Source organism: Bradyrhizobium sp. 147, from assembly GCF_023073935.1.
Taxonomy (GTDB): Bacteria; Pseudomonadota; Alphaproteobacteria; order Rhizobiales; family Xanthobacteraceae; genus Bradyrhizobium.
This window is the reverse complement of sequence record NZ_JADPKL010000125.1, coordinates 115,242-127,634: the sequence shown is the minus strand read 5'-3', so window position 1 is coordinate 127,634 and position 12,393 is coordinate 115,242. Positions and strand designations below refer to the sequence as shown.

The following is a 12,393-nucleotide window of genomic DNA, read 5'->3' as shown; positions in this document are numbered from 1 at the left end:
TTTTCATGGTCATGCGGGCTCTCGCCAGAGCGCACCAATCTCTGTATGGTGCGCGCCGCGTAGTGGGGATTTCGTCGTGACGTCAAAGTTTCGCCCGGCCGGCTCGGGGTGGGCCATCATTGTCCTTAGTCTGACGGCGCTGGCGCTCGCCGGCTGCGGACGCAAGGGTCCGCTGGATCTGCCGCCGACCGCCTCCAATGCGCCCACGGCCAACGGTGCGGCGCCGACCGACACCGAGATCGAAGCCCAGGGGACGCCGAGCGTGTTCAATCCCACCTACGGTGTGGACGCCGCGCCCGCGGCGGCCAAGGGCAGGAAGAAATCGTTTATTCTCGATCCGCTTCTGGACGAACCTCCCGGTAAGAAATAAGCCGGGACAACCGAGCCTGCGCCATGAACCATTTCGACTATCGCAACGGCGTGCTGCACGCCGAGGCGGTGAACCTGTCCGAGCTGGCCGCAACCGTCGGCACGCCGTTCTATTGCTATTCGACGGCGACGCTGGAGCGGCACTATCGCGTCTTCTCGGAAGCCTTCGCCGGCGAGAAGGTGCTGGTCTGCTACGCCATGAAGGCGAACTCCAACCAGTCGGTGCTGCGCACCCTGGCCAAGCTGGGCGCCGGCGCCGACGTCGTCTCCGGCGGTGAATTGAAGCGCGCGCTCGCCGCGGGCATCCCCCCAGCTAAGATCCTGTTCTCCGGTGTCGGCAAGACGGAAACCGAATTGCGCGCGGCGCTTGCCGCCGACATCCTCTGTCTCAACGTCGAATCCGAGCCCGAGCTCGAGCTTTTGTCGCGACTTGCGACCGAGATGGGCAAGACCGCGCGCATCTCCGTGCGCGTCAATCCCGACGTCGATGCCGGCACGCACGCAAAAATCTCCACCGGTAGGTCCGAGAACAAGTTCGGCATTCCGATCGCTCATGCCCGCGAGGTCTATGCCCGCGCCGCAAGACTCCCGGGCATCGAGGTGACCGGCACCGACGTGCATATCGGCAGCCAGATCACCGACCTCTCCAAGATGGAGACCGCGTTCCGGATCCTCTCCGAGTTCGTGCAGACGCTGCGCGCCGACGGCCACAACATCTCGCATGTCGATTTCGGCGGCGGCCTCGGCATTCCTTATTACATGGATCGCGAGGCGCCGCCGGCACCCGACGCCTACGCCGCCATGGTCAAGCGCGTCAGCCACAATCTCGGCTGCACGCTGATGTTCGAGCCGGGGCGCATGATCGTCGGCAACGCCGGCATCCTGGTCACGAAGGTCATCTACGTGAAGCATGGCGACGGCAAGAATTTCGTCATCATCGACGCTGCCATGAACGATTTGATCCGCCCGACGCTGTACGAGGCGCATCACGACATCCTGCCGGTGACGCAGCCCGCCAAGGGTGCGGCCACCATCATGGCCGACGTCGTCGGCCCGGTCTGCGAGACCGGCGACTATCTCGCCCTCGACCGCACGCTGCCGACGCCAAAGGCGGGCGATCTGCTCGCCATCATGACCGCCGGCGCCTATGGCGCGGTGCAGGCGGGCACCTACAACACGCGGCCGCTGGTGCCGGAGGTGCTGGTGAAGGGCGAGCAATACGCAGTGGTGCGCCCGCGCATCGAGGTCGAACAGCTGATCGCGATGGATACGCCGGCGCCGTGGCTGTGACAGCACGACGGCGGGGCGCCACAAATTCAGTGTCGTCGTGCGACAGCCAGGATCCATAACCCCCGAGGGCGTGTCGCGCGAAGCTGCTAACGACGAATCTTCGGCAGACCTTTCCCTCGGGTAGTGGGTGCTGCATCTGCACTTCGATCTGCACTTCGCTACTTCCCGGCCAAACCGCCCTTCGCTTCAACCACAACTCCCGCCTTCCTCTCGATCGGCTTGATTGCCGCGGTGAAGTCGGACTCGGCGCCTTCCGCGCTGATCACCGTCTCCCACAACCGTCCCACGGCATCAGCGACTTCCATCGATAGCCCGAGCTGCTTCATCTCCTCCAGCGCCAGCCGCACGTCCTTCACCATCAATCCCGTGGCGAAACCGAAGTCGAAGGTGCGCGGCAGAACCGAACGCGGAAACTTGTCGCGGCTCGCCGTGTTCATGCCCGAGCCCGCATTGATGACGTCGATCATCACGGCGGGATCGAGCCCGGCCTTGACACCCATCACCACGGCCTCCGACGTTGCCACGATGGCCGTGGCCGACAGGAAATTGTTGGCGAGCTTCATGGTCTGCGCTGCGCCCGGCTTCTCGCCGATGAAGAACACCTTTCCGATCACGTCGAGCGCCGGCTTGAGCAGCTCGAACTCGGCTTTCGGCCCTGAGACCATCACCGCCAGCGTGCCTTTCTCGGCGCCGCCGACCCCGCCGGACACGGGGCAGTCGACCTGCACGATGTTGCGTTTGGCGAGCAGGCCGTGAATCTTCGAAGCCATCTGCGAGCCGACCGTCGACAGATCGACGAAGCGTTTCGCGCGCCTGCCCTCGATCACGCCGTTTGCGCCCGTCGCGACCTCGAGCGAGGCCTGCAGCGACGGCAGGCTCGCCATCACCGTCTCGACCTGGTCGGCGACATCCTTCGGTGATGTCGCAGCCGTCGCGCCGCGTGCCATCAGCCTGTCGACGACCTCCTTGCGCGTGTCGAACGCGACGAGCTTGTGTCCGGCCTCAATCAGCCGTCGCGCCATCGGGAAACCCATGTTTCCGAGCCCGATGAATCCGATGTCCATGCTGTTTCCTTGGGTTTGTTATTCGTTGTTATGAAAGATGCGCACTCCACCCTCGGAGTCGTCCCGACAAGCGCGGCTCAAGCGCGCGCCGATCGAGATTTGCGCTGACGCTTGACCGGGATGACGGCGGAGGTGGCTTGCCCTCACGCCTTCCCATCGATCTCTGCGAACACCTCGCGCGCGATGCGGAAACTGTCGACGGCGGCCGGCATGCCGCCATAGATCGCGACCTGCATCAGGATCTCGCGGATCTCCTCTCGGGTGACGCCGTTGGTCAGTGCGCCCTTCAGATGCGCGCGGAACTCGTGCTGGCGGTTGAGGATCGCGATCATCGCGATGTTGAGCATGCTGCGGGTCTTGCGCGGCAGTTCCTCGCGGCCCCACACCGCGCCCCAGCAATATTCGTTGAGCATCTCCTGGAACGGACGGTTGAAATCGTCGACGTTCTTCAGGGCGTTGTTGACATAGGCCTCGCCCAGCACCGCTTTGCGGACTTCCAGGCCCTTGTCGTGCATCTTCTTGTCCATGGCGTTTCCTTCGTTTTTCCTCGGAATGGCGTCGCGGAAATTACGGGGTTGCGCCGGGCCAGTCACGTCCTCGTGTTATGCGGGAAAAGGGGGCTCTCCCGTGCCGGAATGGATGCCTCAGTGCTGCCGTTGTGGTAGGCTTCTCTCTACCGGGCAACCTGGAGAGCTGATTGAACGGCGTCACCCCCGACCCGTCAGACCCGATCCGCGAGGGCGACGCTCTGTCGCGGCTGAAGCTGGCGCAGGCCCTCGATCGGGCGACCTATGCCATCGCGTGGGAGCGTGCCTGGCCGAATCTGGCGCGGCTCCTGACTGTCGCCGGCCTTTTCCTGGTGGTGTCCTGGGCTGGCCTCTGGCTGTCCTTGCCGTTTGTCGCCCGCGCGATCGGTCTTGTCATCTTCGCCGGCGTCGCGATTGCTACCCTGTTCCCGTTGATACGCTTTCGCTGGCCGAGCCGTGAGGAGGCGCTGAGCCGGCTCGACCGTGGCTCCGGCATCCGCCACCGCCCGGCCACCACACTCACGGACACGCTGACCTCGCAAGACCCGGTCGCCAAGGCGCTGTGGCAGGCGCAACGCGAGCGCACGCTGGCCTCGCTCAAGCGCATCCGCGCCGGTCTGCCGCATCCGCGGCTCGCGTTTCACGATCCCTGGGCGCTGCGTGCGCTGGTCATGGTAATGCTGGTTGCGACCTTCTTCGCCGCCGGCGACGAGCGCGCGATGCGGCTCCGGGCCGCCTTTGACTGGAATGGCGTGCTGGCCCCGACCAATGTTCGCGTCGACGCTTGGGTGACGCCCCCGCTTTACACCGGCAAGCCGCCGGTCATCCTGTCGGCCGCCAACAAGGAAGCCGCGGCATTGCCGGCCAGCAGCCCCCTTGCCGTCCCGGCCGGCTCGACCCTGATCGTGCGCTCCTCCGGCGGCAGTCTGGATGTCGCGGTCTCCGGCGGCCTCAAGGAGGTCGCCCCGGTGGAAGCCGCGCCCAAGGGCACCAACGAAAAGCACTTTGCCATCGCCGCCGACGGCACCGCGCATGTCCGCGCGCCCTCCGGCCAGCCGCAATGGACCTTCACGGCGACGCCGGACCGCCCGCCGACGATCGCGCTCGCCAAGGACCCCGAGCGGCAGGCGCGCGGCGCGCTCCAGCTCTCCTACAAGATCGAGGACGATTACGGCGTCACCGGTGCCGACGCGCACATTGCGCTGCGCCCCGCCGACGCCAAGGATGCTGCCAAGGATGCCGGCAAGAATGGCGCCAAGGATACCGCCAAGGATAACAAGGACAACAGCAAGGACGCCGACGGCAAAGGCGCGGCGCGGCCGCTGTTCCAGCCGCCGCAATTCCCGCTGGTGCTGCCGAACGCGCGCACCCGTAACGGCGTCGGCCAGACGGTGAAGGACCTCAGCGAGGATCCCTATGCCGGCGCGGAGGTCACGCTGACGCTCACCGCCAAGGACGAGGCCGGCAACGAGGCGCGAAGCGAGCCCTTCAACATGCGCCTGCCCGAACGGCTGTTCACGAACTCGCTCGCGCGCGCGCTGATCGAGCAGCGCCGCATCCTCGCGCTCGACGCCAACAGGAATTCCGACGTCTACACCGCGCTCGACGCGCTGATGATCGCGCCCGAATTGTTCACGCCGGATGCCGGCTGCTATCTCGGCCTGCGCAGCCTGGCGTCCCAGCTGGAGGCGGCCCGCACCGACGACGCGCTGCGCGAGGTGGTGGCGAGCATGTGGGCGTTCGCGGTCACCATCGAGGACGACGGCGTCGCCGGCAGCGTCAACGCGGCGCTGCGTTCGGCGCAGGACGCGCTCAAGGCGGCGCTGGAGCGCGGCGCCAGCGAGGACGAGATCAGGGTGCTGACGCAAAAGCTCCGCGAGGCCATGGCCGGCAAGGTGCGCGACCTCGCGCGGCGCGCCGAGCAAAATCCGCTCGGAGCGCGGCAGCCGTTCCCCGCGGAGGTCCAGCTCATCCTCGACAAGGCGATCGAGCTGCGACAGAAGACCCAGCATGCGACGCCCGAGCAGCTCGCAGAGCTGGCGCAGCAGCAGGACACATTGCGCGAGCAGCTTCAGGCCTATCGGAAGTCGGCAAGCAGCGGTGCCAACAAGACGGGGGACGACAAGACCAACCAGTTTACGCGGGACCGGAAATGCGGAAGCTAGCACGCGTGCCAGTCTTGAAGGCGATGTCGATCGCCTGTGTCGCCCTGCTGCTCGGCGGCGTCTCGCCGGTCGCTGCCCAGCTGGATCAGGATCCTGACGCGCTGCTCGACAGCGCCGAAAAGGCGATGCAGGAGTCCGGCGACAGCCTCAGGCAGAAGGAATCCGGCAAGAGCCTGAGCAATCAGTCTGACGCCATCCAGAAGCTGGAGGAGTACAAGCGGGCGACGGAACGCAGCCAATCCTCCAGCCGCGATCGCAATGTCATCACGCAGCGCGATCTGGACGACCTCTTGCGGCAGATCGAGAAGGCGGCGCGCGAAGGCAACCGCGAGGCGGCCCAGCGCATGCTCGAGCAGCTCGCGCAGATCATGGAAAATCTCCAGATGGCGCAGCCCGGGCAATCCGGCGACAGCGACATGGAGCAGGCGCTCAACGAGCTCAGCGACATGATCCGCAAGCAGCAGCAATTGCGCGACAAGACGTTCAAGCAGGGCCAGGACTCCCGGCGCGACCGTTCGCGCGGCAAGCAGCAGGGCGACCAGTCGATGTCGGACCTCCAGCAGGACCAGCAGGCGCTGCGCGACCGTCTGAAGAAGCTGCAGGACGAACTCGCCAAGCGCGGCCTCGCGCAGAAGGGACAAAAAGGTCAGAGTCAGAAAGGGCAGAAGGGTCAGCAAAGCGACCAGGGCCAGCCCGGCCAGAATGGCGATCAGGACGGCGACCAAGGCGATGACGACGGCAGTCTGGATGACGCCGACGGGGCCATGGGCGATGCCGGATCGAAGCTCGGCGAGGGCAACGCCGACGGCGCCGTGGATTCGCAGGGCAAGGCCCTCGATGCCTTGCGCAAGGGCGCGCAGAAGATGGCCGAGGCCATGCAGCAGGGGGACGGTGACGGGCAGGGCGATGGTCCCGGCAATCGGGCCGGCCGTCAGCAGAGCGGCGCCAATCAGACCGATCCGCTGGGCCGTCCGCTTCACGGCCGCGATCTCAGCGACGACTACACCGTCAAGATCCCCGGCGAGATCGACGCCCAGCGTGTCCGCCGCATCCTCGAAGAGCTCCGCCGCCGCTTAGGCGATACCTCGCGCCCGCAGATCGAGCTCGACTATATCGAGCGCCTGCTCAAGGATTTTTGACCTCACACTTGGTGTCATCGCCCCCCTTGTGCGCTTGCGCACTGGGGCGGGCGATCCAGTATTCCGACACAATTGTGGTCCGAACGATAGGCTGCAGCGTACTGGATGCCCGCCTTCGCGGAGCATGACAGCGCTTTGCGTGGCTAATGCCGCCCGCTACCCCTTCCTCGCTGCCAGCGCATCCGCCACGGCGGTGCGGATGTCGGCGACCGAGAAGGGTTTTGTCACGACATCATGCACCAGCGCATTGAGGTTCGAGGCGCGCTCGCGCTGATCGGCAAAGCCGGTCATCAAGAGAATGGTCAGGTTGGGGAAATCGCGCGCGGCGGAGAGGGCGAGCGCGATTCCGTCCATAACGGGCATCTGGATGTCGGTGAGCAGCAGGTCGAACGCCCCGCCCTCTCGGTTCAGGATCTCCAGCGCCTCGGCGCCGTCTTGCGCGGTGACGGTCTCGTGGCCGTCCATGGCGATGGCGCGCGCCACCAGCGTGCGCATCGAATCTTCGTCATCGGCGATCAGGATTTTCGGCATCAGACAAACCTCGGGACCAACTCCCGCGCGGATCTTGTGAGGCTGATTATACGCTGCCACCGGCAATGTCGCGCCGGTTGAAGAAGCGAACGTCGATATTGCGGCCGTCCGGCGGCGGCGAGGCCAGGCGCGAGCGGAAGAAGGCGCGCTCGCCGGGCCGCAGCACGGTCTGCTCCAGCACCGTGTTCCAGGCGTAGATCTCCGCTCCTTGCGCGTCGCGCACGGCGAAGCGCAGGCGCGGGATGTCGAGCGGCTTCTTGCCCTCTCCGACGATCACGCCCTCGATCACCAGCACCTGCTTACCGTCCACGGTCTCGCTGGATAGCTTGACGTCCTTGAAGGCCAGCCCTCTCACATTAACCTCGAGCCCCACCAACTTGTAGAACGCCGCCGTCTGCGGCAGCAGCCGCACCATGTCACCGCGCCAGATCACCAATGCCAGCACCAGCGCGCCCATGGCGGCGCAGGCCGTCGGCAGGCCGAAATTGGATTTTGGCGACGCCGCCGGGGCGGCCGGGCGACTGACCCGCGCGCCGCGGCGACGGAATAGGCCGCGGAACCAGGACTGGTGCTGCGCGCCGGCGACGTCCTCCTCGGCGGCCCGGGCCGCCGCCGACCACTCATCCTCGATCTCCTTGATGTCCTCGGTCGGCCAGTCGCTGGCGATCGAGGGGCTTTCGACAACCGGAGTGTCGGCAGTGCTATCGTCCTTGGCGTATGAGTTCCACTGCGCGGCGAGGTCGGACTGGTCCTCGGCCTGGCTTGCCGCGGCCATGGCCGGGACGGACGCCTCCTCGATCGCATCCTCGGCATGGGCGACCCAGGTCTCCTTGCAACGGGAGCAGCGCACCGTCCGGCCGTTCGCACCCAGGCTCGCAGGCTTGATGGCGTAGGATGTCGTACAATGAGGGCAGACGATATGCATGGACGAGCCTTGATGCATGGACTGGTCTTGACGATGTCACGGTCGCGAAGAACCGGGTTGTCCTTATGCTACCGGGCGAGCGTTAACGAACCGGAAACCATAACGGTCGCAAAACCCGTCAGTCGCGTATGGCAGGGTGCAGCCGTGTGGCCCGCGCCCCCTCTCGAACGGAGCTGAGCTTGGTTCGGTTCGAAAATGTCGGATTGCGTTACGGTCTGGGGCCGGAGGTTCTGCGCGACCTCAACTTCCAGATCCCGGCGCATTCCTTCCAGTTCCTCACCGGACCGTCCGGCGCCGGCAAGACCTCACTGTTGCGCCTGTTGTTCCTGTCGCATCGGCCGACACGGGGCCTCGTCAATCTATTCGGCGAGGATATCTCGCGGCTCGGCAAGGACGAGATCGCCGACCTGCGCAAGCGCATCGGCATCGTGCTCCAGGATTTCCGCCTGCTCGACCACATGACGACCTATGAGAACGTCGCGCTGCCATTCCGCGTCATGGGGCGTAGTGAGTCGAGCTATCGCAAGGAGGTCATCGATCTTCTGCGCTGGGTCGGCCTCGGCGACCGCATGGATGCGCTGCCGCCGATCCTGTCCGGCGGCGAAAAGCAGCGCGCGGCGATCGCGCGCGCCGTGATCTCGCGCCCGCAGCTGCTGCTCGCGGACGAGCCGACCGGCAGCGTCGACCCGACGCTCGGCCGCCGCCTGCTGCGGCTGTTCATCGAGCTCAACAAATCAGGCACGGCCGTCATCATCGCAACCCATGACATCGGCCTGATGGACCAGTACGAGGCGCGGCGCCTGGTGCTGCATCAGGGACGGTTGCACGTCTATGAGTAGGACCGACGAGCGCGGCGTGCTGGTTGACCTCGGGCAGGAGCGTCCGCAGCTTCCGGCCCAGGCGCGCAACATGTCGCCGATCGTGCCGCGTGCCTCGATCCACGGCCGCGCGCTGGTCGCCGTCGTCGCCATCATGACCTTCCTCGCCTCGATGACGACCGGCACGGTGCTGCTGGTCAGCGCTTCCGCCGCCGAATGGCAGTCGGAGGTCGCGAGCGAAATCACCATCCAGGTCCGTCCGCAGGCTGGCCGCGATCTCGAACGCGACACCGCGGCGGTAACGGAGGCGATGCGCGCGCAAGCCGGCATCGTCGAGGTCAAGCCGTTCAGCAAGGACGAAAGCGGCAAGCTGCTCGAGCCTTGGCTGGGCAGCGGCCTGTCGATGGACGATCTGCCGGTGCCGCGCATGATCATCGCGCGCGTGCAACCGGGCACGCCGCTCGATCTCGGCGTCCTGCGCGCGCGGGTCACCCAGGTGGCGCCGAGCGCGAGTGTCGACGATCACCGCGCCTGGATCGAGCGCATGCGCTCGATGACCAACGCCACCGTGCTCGCCGGCATCGGCATTCTCGCCCTCGTCATCATCGCCACCATCATCTCGGTCTCGTTCGCGACCCGCGGCGCCATGGCGGCGAACCGCCCGATCGTCGAGGTCCTGCATTTCGTCGGCGCCGGCGACCGTTACATCGCCAACCGCTTCCTGCGCCACTTCCTCAGGCTGGGCCTGGAGGGCGGCGTGATCGGGGGCGGCGCCGCCATGCTGGTGTTCGGCTTCTCCGAGTCGATCGCGGGCTGGTTCTCCGGCACCCCTGTCGGCGATCAGTTCGCCGCGCTGCTCGGCACCTTCTCGCTGCGGCCATCCGGCTACATCGTGCTCGCGGTCCAGGCGGTGCTGATCGGCGCCATCACCGCGGTCGCCTCCCGCCAGACGCTGTTCGCGACGCTGAATGATATCGATTGAGTGTTGGGTGATAGAGTTGGACGACATACTCGCGACTGACTCGCTGCTTCCCTTCTCCCCTTGTGGGAGAAGGTGGCGCGAAGCGCCGGATGAGGGGTATCTGTCCGCGCGCACGAACGTCGAGGCCGAATGTGCGGAGACAGACCCCTCACCCGTCTCGCCGCTTCGCGGCGAGCCACCCTCTTCCACAAGGGGAGAGGGTAAAGAAACCAGACTCCACTTCGCCTCAAAACGTCTTAAAATCACCTCTGGGAAGGGATCACCGACATCGCATGACCTCGCCGACCGACGATCGATCGCCAAAACTGCCGCGCGGCTGGCTGCGCGCGGCAATCGTGTCGACGATCGCGCTTGCCTTCATCGGCGCGGCAGCAGGCTTCGTTGCGTTCCTGTCGCAATTGCGCGGCGCCGAGATGGTGCCGGATCGCAAGGCGGACGGCATCGTGGTGCTGACCGGCGGCTCCTCCCGGGTGTCGGACGCGATGGAGCTGCTCGCTGCCGGCTACGGCAGGAGGCTCCTGATCTCGGGCGTGCATCCGACTTCGACGGCGAGCGACATCTCCCGCACCCTGCCGGAGAACCACTCCTTCATGTCCTGTTGCGTCGACCTCGACCGCACCGCGCTCTCGACCCGCGGCAATGCGGCGGAGGCGCGGCGCTGGGCCGAGGGGCGCCAGTTCAAATCGCTGATCGTGGTCACCTCGAACTATCACATGCCCCGCGCGCTGGTGGAATTCTCCCATGCGATGCCGCAGACCACATTGATCCCGTTCGCGGTGGTCGGGGACAAATGGCGCGAGGAGCCGTGGTGGACTTCGGCGCCGACGTTGCGGCTGCTGCTGTCGGAATACGCCAAGTACGTCGCGGCCGAGCTCAGGGTGCGGCTGGAGAATTTCGGGATTGACCTTTCGCCCGAAGTGTCGGAGCAGCCTGTGGGCGTGCAGCCGAAGCGGCCCGCCACAGCACAGGCCAATTGACCGGCAATTGATCGGATCGTCGATGTTCCTGATTTTCCTGCGCTCGCTCGTGTTCAACGTGCTGTTCTACGCCGTGCTGGTGTGCCTGGCGATCGTGGCGCTGCCGACCTTCGCATTGCCGCCGCGCGCCATGCTGACGGTCGCGGAATGGTGGGCGAAGGCGACGCTGATCCTGATGCGCGTGATCTGCAACATCAAGGTGGAATTCCGCGGGGTCGAGAAGATCCCGCAGGGACCGTTGCTGGTCGTGGCAAAGCACCAGTCGTTCTGGGAGACGTTCGTGCTGCCCGGCTTTTTCGAGCACTCGATCTTCATCCTCAAGCGCCAGCTCATGCAGATCCCGGTCTTTGGTCAATTCCTGGTCAAGACCGGCATGATCGCGATCGACCGCAATGCCGGCGTGAAAGCGCTGCTGGACATGACACGGCGGGCGCGCGAGGCCGTGCGCGGCGGCCGTCAGCTCGTGATCTTTCCGGAAGGCACGCGCCGCGCGCCGGGCGCTGCCCCCGCCTACAAGACAGGGTTTGCGCAGATCTACTCCTCCTGCGGCGTGCAGTGCCTGCCGGTCGCGCTCAATTCCGGCCTGTTCTGGCCGCGTCGCACCTTCATGCGCTATCCCGGCACGCTGGTGGTGGAATTCCTCGATCCACTGCCGTCGGGCCTGCCGAAGGACGAGTTTCTCGCGCGCGTGCAGACGGCGATCGAAGACGCGACCGACCGTCTCGTCGAAGCCGGCCGGAAAGAGCAGGAGCACTTGATCGGCTCCGCGCCGAGCTACGCGCGGTCGGACAGTTAGCGGTTCTCGCGATCTTCGGTCGGCGCCGGCGCGTGCAGGGAATGCGCATCGCCGTGCAGCATCGTCGCAAGCTGGTGCAGCTGCGTGTCGCGAAAGCCTTCGGCTTCGATCGCTTTCACCGTCGCGGTGACGTAGTCGCGATTGGCGCCGGACTGGCCATGGCCCTGGATGACATGGCGGTGCTGCTCGGTGAGCGAGAGCCGGCCGGCATATTGGACATGACCGCGGTCCACGACATAAGTGAGTGCGGAGACGCGCTGCCGCGCATCGTTCTCCAGCCATACCGAGCGCATCACCTCGCGGTAGACCGAGGTGACCTGCTCGCGTGCCCGCAAATAGGCGACGACCTCGCTGCGGTTCTTCTCGGCGACGCGGAAGGCGATGCCGCGGCAGGCGCCGCCGCGGTCGAGCCCGAGCACCAGGCCGGGCTTCTCCGGCGTGCCGCGGTGCACGAAGGAATAGACGCAGAGCGCGCGATGCTCGCCGACCAGCCGCGCCGGGACGCGCTCCTCGAATTCGAACCCCGGCCGCCACATCAGCGAGCCGTAGCCGAACACCCAGAGGTCGCCGTTGGCGGTGGTGACGGAGGGGAGGGTGATTTCCGACATTTCGGGCACGGCTAAAGCATGATCCGGAAAAGTGTGAAGCGGTTTTCCGAAAAGATCATGCTCGAACAAGGAGCCAAAGCGCGATGACGATTTTTCCAAATCGCGCCGCGCTTTAGCAGAACGGTGCCCCCAAGCGAAGCGGATTCTCCGCCTTTCGTCGGGGGCGGACCTCGCTTACATTTGCCTGAATCTGGGGTCAAAG

General features: G+C 65.9%; 13 protein-coding genes. 8 read left to right on the top strand and 5 right to left on the bottom strand.

What is annotated here, in order from left to right; all coding sequences use genetic code 11:
* Positions 1 to 76 precede the first annotated feature (76 nt).
* Together IVA87_RS30405 and lysA are read left to right on the top strand one after the other, a co-directional pair.
* Positions 77 to 370 carry a lipoprotein gene (locus IVA87_RS30405; RefSeq protein ID WP_247299057.1) on the top strand — a complete coding sequence of 98 codons (294 nt, stop codon included), beginning with the start codon at positions 77 to 79 and terminating at the stop codon, positions 368 to 370.
* Positions 371 to 393: 23 nt separating this feature from the next.
* Positions 394 to 1,659, top strand: coding sequence for a diaminopimelate decarboxylase (gene lysA / locus IVA87_RS30400; protein ID WP_247299059.1), 1,266 nt, complete (start codon positions 394 to 396; stop codon positions 1,657 to 1,659).
* 158 nt (positions 1,660 to 1,817) lie between these two features.
* Here the strand turns inward: lysA and IVA87_RS30395 are convergent, their stop codons facing one another.
* Positions 1,818 to 2,723 (bottom strand): NAD(P)-dependent oxidoreductase, encoded by a 906-nt coding sequence (locus IVA87_RS30395; protein WP_247299063.1) that lies wholly within the window; start codon positions 2,721 to 2,723, stop codon positions 1,818 to 1,820.
* A gap of 143 nt (positions 2,724 to 2,866) precedes the next feature.
* The gene (locus IVA87_RS30390; RefSeq protein ID WP_247299064.1) at positions 2,867 to 3,250 is read right to left on the bottom strand and encodes a carboxymuconolactone decarboxylase family protein; all 384 of its coding nucleotides are present in this window, start codon (positions 3,248 to 3,250) and stop codon (positions 2,867 to 2,869) included.
* Positions 3,251 to 3,420: 170 nt separating this feature from the next.
* On the opposite strand from IVA87_RS30390, the gene IVA87_RS30385 reads away from it, so the two are divergent.
* Together IVA87_RS30385 and IVA87_RS30380 are read left to right on the top strand one after the other, a co-directional pair.
* Complete coding sequence (locus IVA87_RS30385) at positions 3,421 to 5,415, top strand: TIGR02302 family protein (protein WP_247299066.1); 1,995 nt, start codon at positions 3,421 to 3,423, stop codon at positions 5,413 to 5,415.
* Complete coding sequence (locus IVA87_RS30380) at positions 5,403 to 6,554, top strand: DUF4175 family protein (protein WP_247299068.1); 1,152 nt, start codon at positions 5,403 to 5,405, stop codon at positions 6,552 to 6,554. The genes IVA87_RS30385 and IVA87_RS30380 overlap by 13 nt, the downstream gene beginning before the upstream one ends.
* A gap of 156 nt (positions 6,555 to 6,710) precedes the next feature.
* On the opposite strand, the gene IVA87_RS30375 is transcribed toward IVA87_RS30380, so the two are convergent.
* Both IVA87_RS30375 and IVA87_RS30370 read right to left on the bottom strand, forming a co-directional pair.
* Positions 6,711 to 7,085: a response regulator gene (locus IVA87_RS30375; RefSeq protein WP_247299070.1), complete on the bottom strand. Its 375-nt coding sequence runs from the start codon at positions 7,083 to 7,085 to the stop codon at positions 6,711 to 6,713.
* Between the two features lie 46 nt (positions 7,086 to 7,131).
* Positions 7,132 to 8,010: an MJ0042-type zinc finger domain-containing protein gene (locus IVA87_RS30370; protein WP_247299496.1), complete on the bottom strand. Its 879-nt coding sequence runs from the start codon at positions 8,008 to 8,010 to the stop codon at positions 7,132 to 7,134.
* A 179-nt stretch (positions 8,011 to 8,189) separates the two neighbouring features.
* Between IVA87_RS30370 and ftsE the strand changes: the two genes are divergently transcribed.
* The 4 genes from ftsE (at position 8,190) to IVA87_RS30350 (ending at position 11,583) form a co-directional block, all read left to right on the top strand.
* Entirely contained in the window at positions 8,190 to 8,849 is a 660-nt protein-coding gene (gene ftsE / locus IVA87_RS30365; RefSeq protein WP_247299072.1) for a cell division ATP-binding protein FtsE, read from the top strand.
* Positions 8,842 to 9,810 (top strand): ABC transporter permease, encoded by a 969-nt coding sequence (locus tag IVA87_RS30360; RefSeq protein ID WP_247299074.1) that lies wholly within the window; start codon positions 8,842 to 8,844, stop codon positions 9,808 to 9,810. The genes ftsE and IVA87_RS30360 overlap by 8 nt, the downstream gene beginning before the upstream one ends.
* Positions 9,811 to 10,082: 272 nt before the next feature.
* Positions 10,083 to 10,787: a YdcF family protein gene (locus IVA87_RS30355; protein WP_247299076.1), complete on the top strand. Its 705-nt coding sequence runs from the start codon at positions 10,083 to 10,085 to the stop codon at positions 10,785 to 10,787.
* Between the two features lie 22 nt (positions 10,788 to 10,809).
* Complete coding sequence (locus tag IVA87_RS30350) at positions 10,810 to 11,583, top strand: 1-acyl-sn-glycerol-3-phosphate acyltransferase (RefSeq protein ID WP_247336580.1); 774 nt, start codon at positions 10,810 to 10,812, stop codon at positions 11,581 to 11,583.
* On the opposite strand, the gene IVA87_RS30345 is transcribed toward IVA87_RS30350, so the two are convergent.
* A complete protein-coding gene (locus IVA87_RS30345; protein ID WP_247299080.1) occupies positions 11,580 to 12,191 on the bottom strand; it encodes a gamma-glutamylcyclotransferase in 612 nt (203 codons plus the stop codon). The genes IVA87_RS30350 and IVA87_RS30345 overlap by 4 nt on opposite strands.
* Positions 12,192 to 12,393 lie beyond the last annotated feature (202 nt).

Coding starts and splice junctions, on each gene's coding strand:
- lysA (WP_247299059.1), top strand. CDS start 394: ATGAACCATTTCGACTATCGCAACGGCGTGCTGCACGCCGAGGCGGTG.
- IVA87_RS30395 (WP_247299063.1), bottom strand. CDS start 2,723: ATGGACATCGGATTCATCGGGCTCGGAAACATGGGTTTCCCGATGGCG.
- IVA87_RS30390 (WP_247299064.1), bottom strand. CDS start 3,250: ATGGACAAGAAGATGCACGACAAGGGCCTGGAAGTCCGCAAAGCGGTG.
- IVA87_RS30380 (WP_247299068.1), top strand. CDS start 5,403: ATGCGGAAGCTAGCACGCGTGCCAGTCTTGAAGGCGATGTCGATCGCC.
- IVA87_RS30375 (WP_247299070.1), bottom strand. CDS start 7,085: ATGCCGAAAATCCTGATCGCCGATGACGAAGATTCGATGCGCACGCTG.
- IVA87_RS30370 (WP_247299496.1), bottom strand. CDS start 8,010: ATGCATATCGTCTGCCCTCATTGTACGACATCCTACGCCATCAAGCCT.
- IVA87_RS30360 (WP_247299074.1), top strand. CDS start 8,842: ATGAGTAGGACCGACGAGCGCGGCGTGCTGGTTGACCTCGGGCAGGAG.
- IVA87_RS30355 (WP_247299076.1), top strand. CDS start 10,083: ATGACCTCGCCGACCGACGATCGATCGCCAAAACTGCCGCGCGGCTGG.
- IVA87_RS30350 (WP_247336580.1), top strand. CDS start 10,810: ATGTTCCTGATTTTCCTGCGCTCGCTCGTGTTCAACGTGCTGTTCTAC.
- IVA87_RS30345 (WP_247299080.1), bottom strand. CDS start 12,191: ATGTCGGAAATCACCCTCCCCTCCGTCACCACCGCCAACGGCGACCTC.